Raw genomic sequence first — 18,257 nt, 5'->3', positions numbered from 1 at the left:
GGGGCCGCGCCCCTTCATCTTTTCCAAAATACCTCGGGGGAGGCCACGGATGTGGCCGGGGGCAGCGCCCCCTCCCGATTTACAGCGAACAGGACACGCAGCCCTCGACTTCGGTGCCTTCCAGCGCCTGTTGGCGCAGGCGGATGTAGTAGATCGTCTTGATCCCTTTCTTCCACGCATAGATTTGCGCGCGGTTGATGTCTCGGGTTGATGCCTCCGCCGGGAAGAACAGGGTCAGCGACAGCCCCTGATCAACGTGCTGCGTTGCCGCCGCATACGTGTCGATGATCGCCTCGGGACCGATGTCATACGCATCGCGGTAATACTCGAGGTTGTCGTTGGTCATATAGGGCGCGGGATAGTAGACGCGACCGATCTTGCCTTCCTTGCGGATCTCGATCTTTGCAGTGATCGGGTGGATCGAAGAGGTGGCATAGTTGATATAGCTGATCGAGCCAGTGGGCGGCACCGCCTGCAGATTGCGGTTATAAAGCCCGTACTTCATCACCTTGTCGCGCAGCGCTTCCCAGTCCTTGCGGGTCGGGATCTCGATGCCTGCGGCTTCAAACAGCTCTTTCACCCGGTCGGTTTCCGGCAGCCAGTCCTGATCGACATATTTCTCAAAGAAGCTGCCATCGGCATAGGCGGAGTCTTCAAAGCCTTTGAACTTTGCCTTCTTCTCTTTTGCCAATGCGTTAGAGGCGCTGAGCGCATGATAAAGCACGGTGCAGAAGTAGATATTGGTGAAATCCACACCCTCTGCGCTGCCGTAATGGATGCGCTCGCGGGCGAGGTATCCATGCAGGTTCATCTGACCGAGACCAATAGCGTGGCCTTCCTCGTTGCCCTTGCGGATGGAAGGCACAGAATCGATGCTCGACATTTCCGACACTGCATTGAGCGCGCGGATTGCGGTGCCCACGGTGCCGGCCAGATCGCCACCATCCATCGCACGCGCGATGTTCATGGAGCCGAGGTTACAGGAAATATCCGTGCCCATCTGCGCATACGACAGATCGTCGTTGAACTCGGAGGCCTCGTTCACCTGCAGGATTTCGGAGCAGAGGTTCGACATGGCAATGCGGCCCGCGATGGGGTTTGCGGCATTCACCGTGTCTTCAAACATGATGTAGGGATAACCGGATTCAAATTGAATTTCGGCAATGGTCTGGAAGAACGCGCGCGCGTTGATCTTCTTTTTGCGGATCTGCGGGTTGTCGACCATCTCATGGTATTTCTCGGTGACCGAGATTTCCGAGAAGGCCTGACCGTAGACCTTTTCCACGTCATGCGGCGAGAACAGGTACATGTCCTCGTTTTTCTTGGCGAGTTGGAAGGTGATATCCGGGATCACCACGCCCAGCGACAGCGTCTTGATGCGGATCTTTTCATCCGCATTTTCGCGCTTGGTATCCAAGAAACGCAGAATATCCGGGTGATGCGCGTTCAGATAGACCGCGCCAGCGCCCTGACGCGCGCCCAGCTGGTTGGCATAAGAAAAGCTGTCCTCAAGAAGCTTCATCACCGGGATGACGCCCGAAGACTGGTTCTCAATGCCTTTGATCGGAGCGCCATGCTCGCGAATGTTGGTCAGCATCAAGGCCACGCCACCGCCGCGTTTTGACAGTTGCAGGGCGGAGTTGATGCCGCGCCCGATCGACTCCATGTTGTCCTCAAGACGCAACAGGAAGCAGGACACAAACTCGCCGCGCGCCTTCTTGCCCGCGTTGAGGAAGGTGGGTGTGGCGGGCTGGAAGCGGCCGTCGATGATCTCCGACATCAGCTTCATCGCGAGTTTTTCATCCCCGCGTGCCAGCGTCAGCGCATTCATCACCACGCGGTCCTCGTAGCGCTCCAGATAGCGCTGCCCATCGCGGGTTTTCAGCGTGTAGGACGTGTAATATTTGAACGCGCCGAGGAAGGACGGGAAGCGGAATTTCTTGCCATAGGCCGCGTCCCAGATCTTGCGCTGGAAGTTGCGGGAATACTGATCCAGCACTTCAGGCTCGTAATAGCCTTTCTCAACGAGGTAGCCGAGTTTTTCGTCCAGCGAGTGAAAGAACACAGTGTTCTGATTCACATGCTGCAGGAAATACTGCCGGGCCGCCATGCGGTCGGCGTCGAACTGGATGTTGCCCTCGTCATCATAGAGGTTCAACATCGCGTTCAGCGCGTGATAGTCGAGATCGGCGGTTACGCTTGCGTCAAGCATGTCTGCTGCTCCTGTGCCGCCCAGAACCGGGCGAGGCCCGCGCGGATGCGGGCGATGTCTGTTTCGGTTCCCGCCAACTCAAAGCGGTAGAGGACGGGGACATTGCATTTTTTGGCGATCACATCCCCCGCGAGGGCGAAAGTGGTGCCAAAGTTGCGGTTGCCCCCGGCAATCACGCCCTGCAGAAGGGCACGATTGCGCGTGTTGTTCAGAAACTTGATGACCGGTTTTGGCACCGCACCACGCCCTTCGCCATCGGCAAAGGTGGGCGTTACCAATACATAGGGCGCATCTACTTCCGGGGAAGGCTCTGTCTGCGGCAGCCGCAGAGCGTTAAGCCCCAGTCGCTCCATCAAACGAGCCGTATTGCCCGAACGGGAGGAGTAATAGACAAGCCCGGTCACCGTCGTCTCTTATGCCAACTGGCCGATCAGATCGGGACGAAAACCTGCCCAGTGATCTTCGCCTGCGACAACCACGGGTGCCTGACGGTAGCCAAGGCCCTGCACCATTTCCATGGCAGCGGCATCTTCTGTCAGATCAACGAGATCAAAAGAGATCCCCTTCGCCTCAAGGGCGCGGGTGGTGGCGGTGCACTGCACACAGGCAGGTTTTGAATAGACAGTGATGCTCATCTGCAAGATCCCCTCAGGTGTTGTCCTACCGGGCGGAGAAGTCACGAAATCCGGCACTGTTTCCAGTGCCAAATGACGCGTCCGGGCCCACCGCCGCGGTCGTCGTTTGTCGTGCTCTGGCAGGTCTCCTGGCTTTGCGGCTCAAACGCCCCATCCCGCCTTCCCAATGCGCGATCGCATCAGTGGCACGGGCGGAACTTACCGCTTACAGTTGCGGGGGCAGCACCGGATTTACACCAGTTTCCCTCTTCGCTTGCGAGTCGCCTCGAAAGAACCAAAGCAACACGATATTGATGCAGAAGCACGAAATGGTCAATATATGGTGTAGGGCTAGCGGGTCTTTTGTTGTCCACAGGCCACCCAAATGTCGCGCCCCTGCATTGTGTCTGCATTGTAAGGATATCCGTCCTGATCCTGCGCCTTACCCCCATGCTTATCCACAGATTCGATCCGTTGAGGTTCGGTGCGGGCGCATCCGGTCCCTGAAACGAGGGGAATCGCCCGGCTCATTTCCTGCGACAAAAGGTAGGGCTAGGATCTGTCGCGGCAATATTGAGCCGCACCCGAGAGCGGCGTCAGCCAGCTTTCCCGGCGATCTGTCCAAAGCTCATAGGTCGGGGTGAATTGGTCGGGTTTGTCCAGCGCGCCAAGGTGAACTTCCACCTCGCCATCGCTGCATGAAAAAACGGAAGAGCCGCATCTGGGGCAGAAATGACGCCCTTGATACTGCTGTGTGTCGCCCGTCACAGTCACCGCGTTTTCTGGGTATATGGCAGCGGCCCAAAAGACCGCGCCGTGGTGTTTGCGACAGTCGAGGCAGTGACAGAGGCCGACGCTTTCCGGTTTGCCCGATGCCACTAGGTGAATGTCGCCGCACAGGCAGCTTGCGGTTACATCTGGCATGTCAGACCTCCCATACTCGGTACGAGATCAGCTTGCCTGACCTTCGGCGTCGGTCAAGGGAAACTTGGCGCGGGTGCGGTTGGCAAAGGCCACCAGGGTGAGCATCACCGGCACCTCGACCAGTACGCCAACGACAGTTGCCAATGCTGCGCCGGAATTGAGGCCAAAGAGGCTGATTGCCACCGCGACCGCCAGTTCAAAGAAGTTCGACGTCCCGATCAGCGCGCAGGGGGCGGCGATCCGATGTGGCACCCGCATCGCATAGGCGGCGCCATAGGCGATGAAGAAAATGCCATAGCTCTGGATCAGGATCGGCACGGCGATCATGGCGATCACGGCGGGGCGGTCGAGAATGACCTGACCTTGCAGGCCAAACAGGATCACCACGGTTGCGATCAGACCGATGACCGACAGCGGTTTGATCCGTGCCAGGAAGGCGGCGATACGCGCCTCATCCCCCAGGTGGCTCCGAGTCCAAAGACCGGCCACAAGGGGCAGCAGCACAAACAACACCGCCGACAGGATCAGCGTGCTCCACGGCACCTCGATATCGGTGACCCCGAGGAGGAAGGCCACGATCGGAGCAAAGGCCACTACCATGATCAGATCGTTCACCGAGACTTGCAGCAGCGTATAGCTCTCGTCGCCCTTGGTCAGTTGCGACCAGACAAACACCATAGCGGTGCAGGGTGCGGCCCCGAGCAGGATCAGCCCGGCGATATATTGCTGGGCGTCAGCGGGGTTCAGGAAGGGGACAAAGACCACCTCGAAAAACAGAACGCCAAGGGCGGCCATGCTGAAGGGTTTGATGAGCCAGTTGACCACCAGCGTGATCGCAAGCCCCTTGGGCTGGCGTGCCACATCCCGCAGGCTCTTGGGGTTCACGCCGATCATCATCGGGTAGACCATCGCCCAGATCAGCACCGCCACCACCAGATTGACACTGGCGACCTCGGCGGCGGCAATGGTGCCCACGAGGGCAGGGGAGAGATTGCCAAGCGCAATGCCCGCAACCATGGCCAGCGCCACCCAGATGCTCAGGTATTTTTCAAAGATGCTCATGCCGGGGTGCTTTCTGGTGTTGGGGCGGTCAGGCGACCGGCGATCAGCGCGCTGAGGGCGATCATCACGGTGGCCGTGCCGAGGCAGGCTGCAACGCCGCCCAGTTGATAGGTGAGGCCCGACAGAACAGTGCCCAATAGCCGCCCGCCTGCATTGGCCATGTAGTAAAAGCCCACATCCATCGTGACCCGTTCGTCCTTGGAAAAGGCGAGGATCAGATAGGAGTGGAGCGAGGAATTCACCGCAAAAAGCGCACCAAACAGCAAGAGGCCTGCCACCAGCGTCACGGTGAGCCAGAGCGCAGGTTCGTCTGACATCAGTACAGCTGCCGTGAGGACGGCAGGCACCACCGCGAGCATTGTAGCCCAGCGGCGGGCGGCGGCGATCAGGTCAGCCTCACTGCGCGATGGTGCGCGCAGGATGCGGGGCGCGGCGGCCTGCACGGCGCCATAGCAGATGATCCAGATCGCCATGAACGTGCCGATCATGAAGAACGCCGCGCGGTTGCCCTCTTCTGTACCATCCGACAGCACCGCGTAAAAATAGACCGGAATGCCGACCACGAACCAGACATCGCGCGCGCCAAACAGGAACACCCGCGCTGCCGACAGCCAGTTGATATTGGCGGATTTGGAGAACACCTCGGAGAACTTTGCGCCCTTGCGCCCGGTGGGTAGGCCCGCAGGCATGGCAATCAGCACCGCGATCAGGATCAGGCCGAGGATGATCGCCATGCCCAGCGTTGCCCATGTGAACCCCGCCAGCGCGAGCAGGGCTGCGCCCAGCAGGAAACCCAGTCCCTTGACCGCGTTCTTGGAACCGGTCAGCACCGCCACCCAGCGAAACAGCCCGTCGCCCTCGCGCGGGGCGAGCAGTTTGACGGCAGATTTCGACGCCATCTTGGCCAGATCCTTGGCCACGCCCGACAGCCCCTGAACCGCCATCACGAATGCCACCGAGGTGGCGATCTGCCAGGTGGGATCAAGCTGCGTCAGTGCCACCAGCGCCACCACTTGCAGGCCGAGCCCGGCATAAAGCGTCGTCGTTAGGCCAAACCGCGCCGCGATCCAGCCTGCCGAAATGTTGGTGACCATGCCCGCGATCTCGTACAGGACAAAGAGATAGGCCAGCTGCACCGGGCTGAACCCCAGCGTATGAAAGTGCAAAAGCACCAGCATCCGGAGCGCGCCATCGGTCAGCATGAAGGCCCAATAGGCCGCCGTCACCGCCACATAGGCGGCAAGGCCATTTTGCGCGGGCGCGGAGGTCACAGGCTCTCACCCACCATCAGGGCCACATCCACCAGACGATGCGCATAGCCCATCTCGTTGTCGTACCAGGCGTAGATCTTCACCTGGGTGCCATTCACAACCATGGTCGAGGGCGCGTCCACAATGGAGGAGCGCGTGTCATTGGTGTAGTCCGCCGACACCAGCGGGCGTTCCTCATAGCCGAGGATGCCGGAGAGCGCGCCGGTCGCCGCCTCCTGGAACATGGCGTTCACCTCCTCGGCGGTGGTCTCGTGGGCAAGCTCAAACACGCAATCGGTGATAGAGGCATTCAGCAGCGGCACCCGCACCGCATGGCCGTTCAGTTTGCCCTTGAGCTCCGGGTAGATCAGCGTGATCGCGGTGGCGCTGCCGGTGGTGGTCGGGATCAGGGAGTTGAGTGCAGAGCGCGCCCGCCGCAAATCCTTGGCCGGGCGATCAACTATGGTCTGGGTGTTGGTCACATCATGGATCGTGGTGATCGAGCCATGTTTGATGCCTATCCCCTCGTGCAGCACCTTCACCACCGGCGCGAGGCAATTGGTGGTGCAGCTTGCGGCGGTCACGATGCGGTGGCGGGCGGGATCATAGATGTCGTCATTGACGCCCATGACGATATTGGCGGCATCGCCATCCTTGACCGGGGCGGAGACCACGACCTTTTTGACGCCCGCCTCGAAATACGGGGCAAGCTTGGCCTCGGTTTTGAAAACCCCGGTGCAGTCGATCACCACATCGACGCCGTCGAGCGGCAGATCCGCGATGCCGGCCTGGTTCAGGACGGGCAGGCGGGTGCCATCGATGGTGATGCTGTCGTCATCGCTTGTGATCTCCGCGTCCCAGCGGCCATGCACCGTGTCGAACTCCAGAAGATGGGCGTGCATTCCCGCATCGCCCACCGCATCGTTGATCCAGGCGATCTGGGCGCCGCGTTCCAGCAGCGGTTTCAGGGCCAGTTTGCCCATCCGGCCAAGGCCGTTCAATGCATAGACGGTCATGTGCTGTCCTTATATTTCCGTGAGGGTCAGGGCGGTGCGGCTTCAGTGGTTGCGCGCGATGTCATCCACCGCCTTTTGCAGTGAAATCCGGTCCAGTTCCGCAAAGGGCAGGGCGGCAAAGGCGCGGATGCGGTTCTTGAGCGTGCCATAGGCCTGCTGGAACGCGAGGCTGCGTTCGGCGTCAGTGCCCTCGGCCTTGACCGGGTCGGGCATACCCCAATGGCCAGAAATGGGCTGACCCTCCCAGGCGGGGCATTCCTCATTGGCAGCCCCGTCGCAGACGGTGAAGACAAAATCGAACTTCGGCGCGGTGTCGGTGGTGAACTCACTGACATTCTTGGCGCGCAGTGTGGCTGTGTCATGTCCCTTGTTGCGCAGCACCTCCAGCGCGAAGGGGTTCAGCTCAGAATAGGGTTTGGTACCGGCCGAGTAGACATTGAACCGGTCGCCCCCTTCAGTGTGCAGGATAGATTCGGCAAAGATCGACCGGGCAGAGTTGCCGGTGCAGATGAACAGGACGTTGAATTTCGAGTCGGTCATGGCAGGAGTCTCCGGGATCACGTCAGAAAGAACAGGCATGCAGAGTTCGGGGCGGCCACGGCAGCAATCGAAAAACAATGCATCGAGCATTTCGCGCATGCCTTTCATATCGACCTGATAGTTGAGCCATGTGCCCTCGCGGGTTTGCGTCACCAATCCGGCCTGCATCAAAGCAGACAAATATGACGACAATGTACTGGGCTTCACATCCAGCGCAGCGCCGATCTCACCGGCAGGGACACGGTCGGGATAGCGACGCATCAACAGCCGAAACACCAAAAGGCGCTGAGGGTGTCCAAGTACGGACAGACGAAGGGGAATCTCTTTTTCCATATTTCGCGTTTTATCGAAATAATAATCTGTGGCAAGAAAAACCTGAGCGGAGAGCCGTTAAATTCCTCTGCCAGTGGTCGCAGGCGTGTTGCGATCAACATTTCTGCGAACAGCTGTCGCGTTGCCATGGTTTTGGATTTCTAAAACTTAGCTGCAGGTGCTCCGGTAGGGGTGAGTCTCGCTGCGGTGCGTAAAAGTTTAACGACCCGGCGCGCGGTTAAGGGATCTTAAATCCGGCGAAATGTGGCAATAGTGACAATTTTGGGCGGTGGGACCCCATGTTTTGCGGAGAAATTACCCCCCAAACTGAGGACAATCGGCTCTGATCGATGCGATAAACGATACAATTTGTTTTAAAATACAGGCTATTAGTGAGAATTTGTCCAAATTGTTAACTTTTCCGCCTGCAATTTCTTAATTTTCTGGCATCTTGAACAGCATCTGACCTGGGGGGGTTAAGATTTGTTAAGACTGACACAATCAATCCATGTTTTGGTCCAAGGCCAACAGGGACCAGCCATATTCCAGCCGCACGCCTGAACGAGTGTGTGAATGTGGGAATATGGAGTGGAAACATGAGACTATTGCTTGCGATAGTCGCGGCATGCCTGTCTTTAGGTGTGTCCGGGACAGCTATAGCGAAAGATGGCAGAGCCAGCAGTCTTCCGGGGTGGGAAGCTGTTGGCAGACTGAATATCGCCGGAAAATATATGTGCACCGGTACACTGATTGCACCAAACCTCGTGCTGACAGCAGCGCATTGCGTCTATGATGCGCGGACCGGTCAACGGATAAATCCGCGTGGGATCCGCTTTGAGGCGGGACTGGATGGCCGCAAAGTGAAAGCGGCGCGCTCGATAGCCAAAGCGGTGGTGCATCCGTCCTATCAATTCCGCGCAGGCGGAGATGCGCAACTTGGTAGCGATATTGCAGTCTTGCGTCTGTCGCAGCCGATCAATCGCTCTGATATCCGACCCTTTGCCATGTCTGCCAGAGCGGATCGGGGTGCGAATGTAGATGTGCTGTCATACAGCTACACAAATGCAACCCGCGCGAACCGAGAGCAAAACTGTCAGGTGTTGTCGCGACGCACACGGACACTCGTGATGTCGTGCCGAGTCGATTTTGGTGCTTCTGGTGCGCCGGTTCTGGAGATCATTCCGGGCCAGCCCCCCAAAATCGTCTCTGTGATTTCGTCAAAAGCTGCGATGGGGCAACGCCGGGTGTCGATCGGCACCACATTGGACCGGACCCTGCGGGCGATGATGCAAAACGCGATCTGACATCAAAGGTTTGAGGACTGGATAGCCTCAGCCCGCCAAAAGGGCAGGTTGGTGGCTGGAACGTTCCAAATACGGATGACATGATCCGGCGCCAGAATGGCGACCGGGTATTGTCATATCCGCTCCTATGGCTCCCGGAATGCTTCGCGGGATTTATAGAGCGGTTTCAGCAGATAGGTCAGGATGGTCTTTGACCCAGTCTGCAATTCTGCGGTGGCCCGCATCCCCGGGCGAATCTCGATTTGTTGCTGACGCGCTGTCAGGCTGGAGCGATCGACGCGCACAGTGACACGATAAAAGGGCGCTGCACGCGGGTCGCGCTCATCTTCAAACGTATCCGCCGAGACAACATCGACCTTGCCCCGAAGCGAGCCGTAGATCGTGTAGTCATAGGCGCTGAGCTTGATGGTTACGTCCTGACCACGCTGTACATTGGCGATGTTTTCGGGTTTCACACGTGCTTCAACAAACAACTCTTCCCCCAGCGGAATGATCTCGAGGATCTCATCGCCCGGACGCACAACGCCGCCGATGGTGGTCACGGCGAGACTGTTTACGATGCCTGCCATGGGCGAAGTGATCACCGTACGGTTCAGCTGATCGCGGGCCAAGCGTTGTTCCTGCCGCAGCGATGTCAGCAGGCGCAGCGTCTCGGAGTATTCCTCAGCCAGAGTGAGCTCCGCCTGCGTGCCGATCTCGTCGAACTTCGCCTGTGCATCACTCACTTTTTTCTTGGCTTCGTTCACCTCAAGCAGCGCGACAATCTTCTGTTCGTGCAGGGACTTCAGGTTCGAAAGCTCGTTCTTGAGCTGGCGCAGAATGTCTTCGGCGCTGTTGCGGCGGCTGTCATAGTCGCTCTGGCGGGCCTTCAGGAGCGCGCGTTCAGAAGCGAGGATGTCGGGAGAACGGCTGGCCAGCGCATCGGGGACGGCAAATTCATATGCGCCCTCGATCTCGGCTTCCAGGCGGTATTGTTTGATTTCCAACCCGTCGATCTGATCTTGCAGGTCGTCAGAAGCGGCGCGGAACTTAGTGTCCTGCAGCTTGGCGAGGATCTGACCCGCCTGAACTGTGTCCCCTTGGCGCACATAGAGTTCGGCGAGAATGCCGCCCTCAAGGTTCTGCACGATCTGGGAGCGCGAAGAAGAGACCACTTGCCCGTCGGCGCGCACGATCTCATCCACAGAGGCAAAGCTTGCCCATGTGACGAACAAGACCAGCACCAGCGCCACCAGTTTGATCATGCGGCTGGCGCCATGGGTGCCTTCAAGGATGTCCATGTCTGCTGCGATGCTCATGAGGCTTTGCTCCCCCCGTTCAGATGCGCCAGCACCTCGTCCCGCGGCCCGTCCACGACCATCCGACCCGCCTGCAGGATCAAGGTGCGGTTGGTCAGTGACAGGATCGGCATACGGTGTGTGGCGATAATGGCGGTGCGGGTACCAAGCCAGCTGTCAAGGCGGCTCACCAAGGTGCGCTCCAGCGTCTGGTCCAGCGCCGCGGTTGGCTCGTCCAGAATGACAACGGATGGGTTTTGCAGATGCAGACGCGCCCAGCCCACAGCCTGACGCTGACCGATGGACAGGCCCGCGCCGCTGTCACCGATCTGCAGGTCCAGCCCGCGTGGATGCGACTTCACAAAAGGAGCAAGTCCCGCAAATTCCAGCGCTTCCATCACCCGCTCGTCTTCATGCGGTAGATAGGACAGATTCAGGTTGTCGCGCAATGTGCCCGCAAAGAGCCGCACATCCTGACCCAGATAACCGATATGACGACGCAGGTCGCGGGGTTCAATCTGGCTCATGTCGGTGCCATCCAGCATCACGCGACCCCGTTCGGGCGTGTAAAGCCCCGCAAGCAGTTTCAGCAGCGTGGATTTGCCGGAGCCATTGACGCCAAGGACTGCAACCCGCTGACCGGGGATCACGGCAACGGCAGGCACATCGACCGTCGGGGCGCTGTCCGCATCGTAGCGAAACACCACCTCGCGCAGCTCAAAGCCGCCTTCAATGGTTTCACGGCGCAGATATGCACGCCCCTTTTCGCGTTCCTGTGGTGCGGCGGCAATCACGTCAAGTGCATCCAGAGCCGCGCGCACGTTGCTCCAGCGCGCAAGCGTGCCCGCAAATTGCGTCAGTGGCGCCAGGGTGCGGCTGGTGAGAATACCGGTGGCAATGATGGTGCCGACGGTGAATTCACCGGCAAACACCATGTAAGTGCCCAAGATCACTGCACAAATATAGGTGGCTTGCTGCACACCCTGAGACCAGTATGTCAGCGCGCTCGAAAGCTTGCGCTGCCCATTGGAGGCCTGTGACGACAACAGGTTCAGCTCATCCCAAAGCCGCAGAACACGCTCCTCGCCGCGTTGGGTTTTGATGGTTTCCATCTCGCTGACCACCTCATGCAGCAAACGGCCGCTCTTGGCGGAAGCGCCCTGTGCCTGGCGGGTCATCGCCAGCATTTTCTTCTGTATGAAATAGGCGGGCAGCAGCATCAGCACGCCACCAATCATGATCACATAGACCACCGGACCACCAATGGAGGCCACCAGCAGCAAGAACACCGCGATGAACGGTACGTCGGCCAATGTCGACAGCGTCGAGGACGTGAAGAACTCGCGCACTGAGGAAAAATCCCTCAACGCCGCAAAGAGCCCAGAAGGGGGCAGGGGGCTTTGGTCCATCTTCAGACCGATCACCCGGCGCATCAATTTGTGCTGCACCGCCATATCGATCTGGCGACCGGCTGCGTCGGTGATGCGCGCGCGCGCCAGCTTCAGCACGCCTTCCATCCCGATGGCCAGCAAGGCACCGATGGCGAGCACCCAAAGCGTCGCCTGCGACTGATGCGGAACGACGCGGTCATAGACCTGCAAGGAGAACAACGCCACGGCCACGGCCAGCACATTCGCCACCAGAGAGCCCAGCATGATTTCGCCCATCTGCCTGCGATACTTGGGGAATTCGCCCCAGAACCAATGCGAGGTATCAAGCTGCGGCGTGTGGCGCTGCGTCAATTGCGACAGGGTCGCGCGTGTGGTCAGGATCTGGCCCGTAAAATAGGGCATGAATTCCTGCGTTGGGATCTCCGCACGATTATCGGGGCAGGAGGTGTCATGGACCGCAAAGCCAGCTTTGCCTTGTGAGAGCACAAGAACCGGTTGGCCACCTTGCATGATCGCGATGCCGGGCCAGTGCTGAGGCTTGGGGGTTTTGACCTGCTGCACGCGCGCTTTCAGACCGGATGTAATCAGCGCGCTCATCATGGCCTCGGGGCGCAGGGAGGCCGGGCCACTGGCCTGCAGCTGCTCGAGCATATCCTGAGGGCTGAGCGTGCAGCCGCGCAGGGCTGCAAGACGGCACATCATCTGCGCCCGTGCTTTCAATCGGCTCTGATGATCGTCCGATGCGGTGTCGTGCGACGGGAGAGCTCTTGGCGCGGGCTCGACCTGAGCGTCTTCCTGAGCTGTCTGAACAGGCTCTACGCGCTCCGCAGGTTCTGGCGCGCGCGGCAGGTCGGGCGCATCTGTACTGGTCTGCGCAGCGGGTGTTTTTTCTTTTTTCTGCAAAAACTTAGGCAGGGAGGCTTTGCCCTCGGGTTGCGCCGGAGCAGAGGCAACCTGTTCTGGTTCGCTCAGCGGTGCGATCATAGAGATCTTCACCGGGCCATTTGCATCATTGGCGGCGGCGTTGCGCCGTTTGCGCGTCAGATTGGGGGAAATCGAAGACAACTTCAGCCCGCGTTTGGCGGGCTTGGTTGTGGGCGATGTCGGAGTTTGGTTGTCCTGATCCGTCAAATCTTGTCCCCATCTGCAAGCAGACCCAGAGAGGCGGCAAGTGCCAGTTGGATCATGACCACTTCGTATTTCGCGTCGATATAGGCCTGTTCCCGCTTTACCAGTTCTTCGTAGATCGGGATCACATCCATGACCGGACGCTGCCCGGCCTCAAACTGGGCTTTGAACAGATTATATGTTTCGCGGCTGGCTTTTGAGAGCGCCAGCGCCTCGCGTTCCTGACGGCGATAGGACGCCAGACGTTGCATTTCGCGGCTGTATTCGCGCCGCGCTTCTTCTTCGGCTTCGCCAATACGGCGCAGCGCCGCCTCTTTTGAGGCTTCGACCGCGCGCAAGGCCGCAGGGGTGCCAAACCCTAACGGTTCGGCAAGGTTCAACAGGACGCCCGCGCCGCTGCCTTCGCTGCCAACCTGACCGGTTGCTGAGACCTGCGGCAACAGACCTGCGCGTTCCATTTTGGCCTGCTCAATGGTGCGGGTCGCTTCGGATTGTGCTTTGAGTACGCTCAGGTAGTTGCGGCCATCGGGCGGCAAGCTCATGTTAAGGCGCTGCGGTGACGCGGAAAAACTCTGTCCGGTCATCGCCTCCAACTCTGCGCGCGCGGTGCGGGCGGCATCATTGGCGGTGGCCATGCTTGACTGCATGCCACTGATTTTGGACTGCACCACATTGAGATCGGAGCGGTCAGAGACACCGCCGTTCACCCGCCCCACAACCACACGCTCAAAATCGCGCATGGTGCGGATGGCGCGGTGGGCGTAGGCGGCTTTCTCGTCGCCGCGCAGACCTGAAACATAGAGTGAAAGCGCGGATTTTACGCGGTCATTCATATCAGCCGACAGGGTCACGGCTGCAACCTCGACATCGGCAGCGGCAAAAGCGCGTTCTGCCTTGCGTCGGCCATTGTCGAACAGAACCTGCTCCAGCAGCATGCTTGCGACCATCTCGCCCAGATCATTCAGGCTGACGCTGGGGCGCAAGGATGGGAGCCAGTTTTTTGATTTCGCTTCAGCGCGCAGTTTGGCGCTGATCAGTGCCGCCTCGGAGGCGCGCGCGGAGGCAGAAAGCGCGGCAGTTGCGACCGTATCGTAGGTGCTGCCGTTCTCAAGAAGAGATTGCCGCTGCATAAGTGCGGTGATGACTTCGGATTGCGGAGCATCCTCAGCCTGCGCGAAATTGCTGCGCGCTGCGGTCCCGTCCTGCGTACCCGACGTGGTGCCGGGGAGTGGCAGACCACACGCCGTCAGGCTGCACAGAAGTGCAACGGCAGAAATGCGTCGTGCCAGAGCCATAGATATCCCTCGTGCCTCAGAGTATCCCGTGGTTTGTCCACGGGTTATCGCGGTCGCGCAGCCCGTCGCGATGCCGTTAAACGGCGGCAACAGGCTGCGCGATGCATTCTTAGATAAGCGTACCGTTCAGGCTGATACCGGCATCTTCTTCGATCAACACGGTTGCATCGCCAATCACATAGGCGCTGTAGCCATCGACCGTCGATGTGACCTCTGTCGCACCGTTCAGCGTGACTTCGTGGTTCACATTCGCCAGCTCGTCTGCCCGGATTGTCAGGGTGTCGGAGTTGTTCGACAGATCCTTGATCAGGTCTTCGGTCAGAACAAGGTTGGCCCCGTCCGTGCCGTTTTCGAACACCAGATCGATTGCGTCGATGTTGAACCCGTCCAGACCAGAGAGCAGGCTTGCGCTGGGGTTTTCTTGGTCGATCACCAGAGTCGAGGACTTGTTGCCTGCGTCATCGGTGCTCTGAACGATCAGGTTGGCGCCGTCTGAGATCGGAGTGTCGAGGTCGAGTTTATCGATCCCGGCAATTCCCGAGGCCGTTTCCGTCGCACCCACCTGCGTCGCGTTACCGCTGCTGTCGAGCGAGTACAGAGACCGGGCATCGCCAGAGTCATCAAGGTAGATGTCGTGGATTTGACCCGCAATGGCGGTCGTTCCGGCGAATTCTGGCGTGTCATACAGCGTATCGATGCTGATCGGCTGCACGAGTGTGTCGACGTTGCCTGCAGGGTCGGTCGCTGTGACAGTGGCGTTTAGCCCGCCTTGTGGGAAGGTACCGATATCATCGCCGTCGACGGTCAGGCTCCAGTTGCCATTTCCATCCACCGTCGCATCATGCGTGGTGCCGTTGATCTCAACCGAAACACTGGACCCCTGCTCAACTGTCCCCTGCAGGGTAAAGCCTTGCTGCATATCCTCAAGGTTCACGTTCACCGTGTCGTTTTGATCCGCAGAGGTGTAGTTCACCACTTCGGTATCCAACGCGACTGTATCGGTGTCGGTTTCGGTGTTGCCAGCGTCATCGCTGATCGAAGCGGTCACATCCAGATTGTCGGTGCCCTCAGGGATCTCACTTGCGGCAAAGTCATAAGACCAGTTGCCGTTTGCATCCGCGACAGTGGTGCCGCTTGCGGTGCCGAGGGTGACGGTGACCGTCTCGCCTGCGGTTGCGGTCCCTGTGATGGTAACCCCATCCGCACGCTCGTTCTTGTTGATGATGTCATCGGTCTCGATCGGCGCGTCGCTGAGCTTCACAAAACCTGCGTCGGTGTCGACGCGGATAGAGGACGTTGTCGTATCGGTGTTGCCAACCGCATCGGTCGAGGTCACGGAAATGGACGTGTCATATTCGCCATCGGGCAGGGTGCCCGGCTCATAGGTTACGGTCCAGTTTCCGCTGTTGTCAGCGGTTGTCGTGCGGGTGACACCTTCGATGAGAACCTCAACAGTTGCGCCTGCTTCTGCGGTGCCGGTAATGGCAACGCCTGCGGCAGATTCTGTTGCGTTCACAATGTCATCACCACCGGCAAGACCAGTGTCGATGGTCACTTCGGTCTCGGTGTCCACTTTGATCGTGGAGGAGGCCGTAGCGGTGTTACCCACTGCATCGGTGGAGGTCACGGAGATATCCGCATCATATTCCCCACCCGGCAGGCTGCCGGATTCGTAAGTAACGCTCCAGTTGCCGTTGGCGTCTGCGGTTGTGGTCCGTGTCACCCCTTCGACGACGACCTCGACAGAGGAGCCCGCTTCGGCGGTGCCGGTGATCGCGACGCCAGCGCCTGCCTCGGCTGCGCTGACAATGTCATCGCCGCCTGCAAGGTTGCTGTCGATGGTGACTGCGGCTTCGGTGTCGATGGCAATGGTGGACTGTGTGGTGGCGCTGTTGCCTGCTGTATCGGTGGATGTCACTGAAATATCAGCGTCATATGTCCCACCGGGCAGAGTGCCAGTTTCATAGGTCACCGACCAGGTGCCATTGCTGTCGGCTGTGGTGGTGCGGGTGACGCCCTCCACGACCACTTCGACCGTCGCGCCCGCTTCGGCGGTGCCGGTGATGGCAACGCCTGCGGCGGCAGCGGCCTCAGCTGCGTTGACGATGTCGTCACCGCCTGACAACCCGGAATTCACAGCGACCGAGGTCTCGGTGTCCACTTCCAACACATCCTGCGTCACGGTGCTGTTGCCGTGGGGATCTGTGGTGGTGATCTTGATGTCGGTTTCGTATTCGCCGGTGCGAATTTCGTCCGGGGTAAAGGTCAGCGTCCAGTTGCCATCGCCGTCAACGGTGGTGGTGTGGCTGTTGCCTTCGATTTCCAGAGTAACCGTCGCGCCGGGTTCACCGGTCCCGCTGATGATGGTCCCGCTTTCCTGTTCATCGCCATTGACGATGTCATTCACGGACTGAGTGCCTTCGGTGATAACGACCGTTGGCGGTTCCGTGTCGATGTCGATGGTGGGGCCATCGAGATCATCATAGGTGGTGCCATCGGGCGCCACGACGTCCACGGTGGTCTCATATACGCCATCGTCGGGCAAGTCATCGGTCGGGAAATCAACAGACCAGGTCCCGTCGTCACCAACGGTTGTGGTGCCGGTCACGCCGCCAATGTCTACTTCTACGGTGGAGCCGGGCTCGCCCGTGCCAGAGATCGTCACCCCATCCGGGTCACCTTCTGGAACGTCATAGGTGCCATCGGCGTCGTTTACGGTCGGAACGATGGGGCCACCATCTCCACCACCGCCGCCACCGTCTCCGTCACCACCGCCGGTGCCGGCGATGATAGCGGCACCTGCTGCGGCTGCACCCAGACCGCCGAGGCCACCAAGGAACGGGGCCGCAACCAGCGGCGCAACCACTGGTTCAATACGATCAACGTCAAGGAAGACCATGTCGTCGTAAGCGCTCCACTTGCCAGAAAGGTCAAGCGGCTCATAGCTCGCAAACAACATGCCATCGGCTTTGTCTTCGAGAACAACCTCGATGAAATCGCCTTCATCGCTCAGGAAAAGATTTTTGGGGCCGGAGGCTGCGGTGTCATAAAACCCGTCCAGCTCGACAATGGTGCCGTCGGCCAGGGTAATATGCAGATCGCGGCCACGCCGGGTGTAGCTCTGCACATCGCTCGGATCGAGGTTGAGAGAGATATCCTTGGCGTCGGTGGTTGAAATGACGGAGGGGGACCCTTCTGCAGAGGTCCCATGCTGATTGGTACCCGAAGCGTTGCGGGTAATAAATGCAACGGTGCTCATGCTTAACTGCTCACTTTATAACGCGCACGCGGTATGAATCACCTCGCGTCGCTTGGTTCATTAGCCTGTATGTGTCTGCCTTATGCCGACTTTGCGGCGTTATTGAGGTTAATATGCATTCAACTTAGTTTACCTGTCCAGACCGTGTTTGGCCCTCGGTGCCCGGTTTGAAGCCATAGCGTGCCTCAAACACCTCACTTTTGGTCAGGCACGCCAATGCGTGTCCTCGATCCCGTAGAAATACTGCAACTCGTTAATATTAGATTAACCATAATTCTGGCGAAAACGGACAGGGCCTGCGGGCGGCTAGCCCATGTGTGGCGCTTGTTGAGGAGCTGCCTGTTGGGCTGTGTCAAACACGCATGTCGCATAAAATTGAAGCAAAGTGACGTGTAAATTTACCAGCGTTAACCGAAAATATACCAAACTTTGGTATCAAGAGTGGCATATGTAGTGTATGCTACGAATAAAACAGATCCGACGCTAAGCCCCTTGGCAGCGGTGGAATCCCTCCTACCATCAGGTAGAGGCTGGGATGCCGACTGGTAACGCGGCCCAATGCGCCGAGCAGACTCAAATAACAACGACAAACGCGGATACCTTTATGGCCCTCGTCAGGCCGCTCTTTTCGCGTGCAATCCCTGAACCCAGGAGGACGGGTAACGACGTTAAC

General features: G+C 59.1%; 13 protein-coding genes and 1 riboswitch. Of the genes, 1 reads left to right on the top strand and 12 read right to left on the bottom strand.

What is annotated here, in order from left to right; genetic code table 11:
• Nucleotides 1-79: 79 nt before the first annotated feature.
• The 8 genes from nrdE to K529_RS10925 all read right to left on the bottom strand — a co-directional run bounded on the left by nrdE (nucleotide 80) and on the right by K529_RS10925 (nucleotide 7,951).
• Complete coding sequence (gene nrdE, locus K529_RS10960; RefSeq protein WP_040642121.1) at nucleotides 80-2,212, bottom strand: class 1b ribonucleoside-diphosphate reductase subunit alpha; 2,133 nt, start codon at nucleotides 2,210-2,212, stop codon at nucleotides 80-82.
• The gene (gene nrdI, locus K529_RS10955) at nucleotides 2,194-2,616 is read right to left on the bottom strand and encodes a class Ib ribonucleoside-diphosphate reductase assembly flavoprotein NrdI (protein WP_040642124.1); all 423 of its coding nucleotides are present in this window, start codon (nucleotides 2,614-2,616) and stop codon (nucleotides 2,194-2,196) included. Before nrdI ends, nrdE begins: the two co-directional genes overlap by 19 nt.
• Nucleotides 2,617-2,625: 9 nt before the next feature.
• Nucleotides 2,626-2,847, bottom strand: coding sequence for a glutaredoxin-like protein NrdH (gene nrdH / locus K529_RS10950; RefSeq protein ID WP_005619300.1), 222 nt, complete (start codon nucleotides 2,845-2,847; stop codon nucleotides 2,626-2,628).
• Between the two features lie 101 nt (nucleotides 2,848-2,948).
• Nucleotides 2,949-3,141, bottom strand: a riboswitch (cobalamin riboswitch).
• A 237-nt stretch (nucleotides 3,142-3,378) separates the two neighbouring features.
• Nucleotides 3,379-3,750 carry a GFA family protein gene (locus tag K529_RS10945; protein ID WP_005619302.1) on the bottom strand — a complete coding sequence of 124 codons (372 nt, stop codon included), beginning with the start codon at nucleotides 3,748-3,750 and terminating at the stop codon, nucleotides 3,379-3,381.
• Between the two features lie 27 nt (nucleotides 3,751-3,777).
• A complete protein-coding gene (arsB, locus tag K529_RS10940) occupies nucleotides 3,778-4,812 on the bottom strand; it encodes an ACR3 family arsenite efflux transporter (RefSeq protein ID WP_005619304.1) in 1,035 nt (344 codons plus the stop codon).
• Nucleotides 4,809-6,083, bottom strand: a complete 1,275-nt coding sequence (gene arsJ / locus K529_RS10935; RefSeq protein ID WP_046002094.1) for an organoarsenical effux MFS transporter ArsJ — start codon at nucleotides 6,081-6,083, stop codon at nucleotides 4,809-4,811. The genes arsB and arsJ overlap by 4 nt, the downstream gene beginning before the upstream one ends.
• Nucleotides 6,080-7,078, bottom strand: coding sequence for an ArsJ-associated glyceraldehyde-3-phosphate dehydrogenase (locus K529_RS10930; protein ID WP_005613979.1), 999 nt, complete (start codon nucleotides 7,076-7,078; stop codon nucleotides 6,080-6,082). Before K529_RS10930 ends, arsJ begins: the two co-directional genes overlap by 4 nt.
• 42 nt (nucleotides 7,079-7,120) lie before the next feature.
• Complete coding sequence (locus K529_RS10925) at nucleotides 7,121-7,951, bottom strand: arsenate reductase/protein-tyrosine-phosphatase family protein (RefSeq protein ID WP_005613980.1); 831 nt, start codon at nucleotides 7,949-7,951, stop codon at nucleotides 7,121-7,123.
• Nucleotides 7,952-8,661: 710 nt separating this feature from the next.
• On the opposite strand from K529_RS10925, the gene K529_RS10920 reads away from it, so the two are divergent.
• Nucleotides 8,662-9,234: a trypsin-like serine peptidase gene (locus K529_RS10920; RefSeq protein ID WP_005613981.1), complete on the top strand. Its 573-nt coding sequence runs from the start codon at nucleotides 8,662-8,664 to the stop codon at nucleotides 9,232-9,234.
• Between the two features lie 125 nt (nucleotides 9,235-9,359).
• Here K529_RS10920 and K529_RS10915 read toward each other — a convergent pair whose 3' ends face one another.
• The 4 genes from K529_RS10915 to K529_RS10900 form a co-directional block, all read right to left on the bottom strand.
• A complete protein-coding gene (locus K529_RS10915) occupies nucleotides 9,360-10,532 on the bottom strand; it encodes an HlyD family type I secretion periplasmic adaptor subunit (RefSeq protein WP_005613982.1) in 1,173 nt (390 codons plus the stop codon).
• On the bottom strand, nucleotides 10,529-13,033 hold the full coding sequence (locus K529_RS10910; protein WP_005613983.1) for a type I secretion system permease/ATPase: 2,505 nt from the start codon (nucleotides 13,031-13,033) through the stop codon (nucleotides 10,529-10,531). The genes K529_RS10915 and K529_RS10910 overlap by 4 nt, the downstream gene beginning before the upstream one ends.
• A complete protein-coding gene (locus tag K529_RS10905) occupies nucleotides 13,030-14,325 on the bottom strand; it encodes a TolC family protein (protein WP_005613984.1) in 1,296 nt (431 codons plus the stop codon). The genes K529_RS10910 and K529_RS10905 overlap by 4 nt, the downstream gene beginning before the upstream one ends.
• A gap of 109 nt (nucleotides 14,326-14,434) precedes the next feature.
• Nucleotides 14,435-17,584 (bottom strand): Ig-like domain-containing protein, encoded by a 3,150-nt coding sequence (locus K529_RS10900; RefSeq protein WP_046002093.1) that lies wholly within the window; start codon nucleotides 17,582-17,584, stop codon nucleotides 14,435-14,437.
• Between the last annotated feature and the right edge of the window lie 673 nt (nucleotides 17,585-18,257).

Origin of the sequence: Tritonibacter mobilis F1926, assembly GCF_000376545.2 — a bacterium.
Taxonomy (GTDB): domain Bacteria; phylum Pseudomonadota; class Alphaproteobacteria; order Rhodobacterales; family Rhodobacteraceae; genus Epibacterium; species Epibacterium mobile.
Note: the sequence above shows the minus strand (reverse complement) of the source record. Positions and strands in the feature narration are given on the sequence as shown.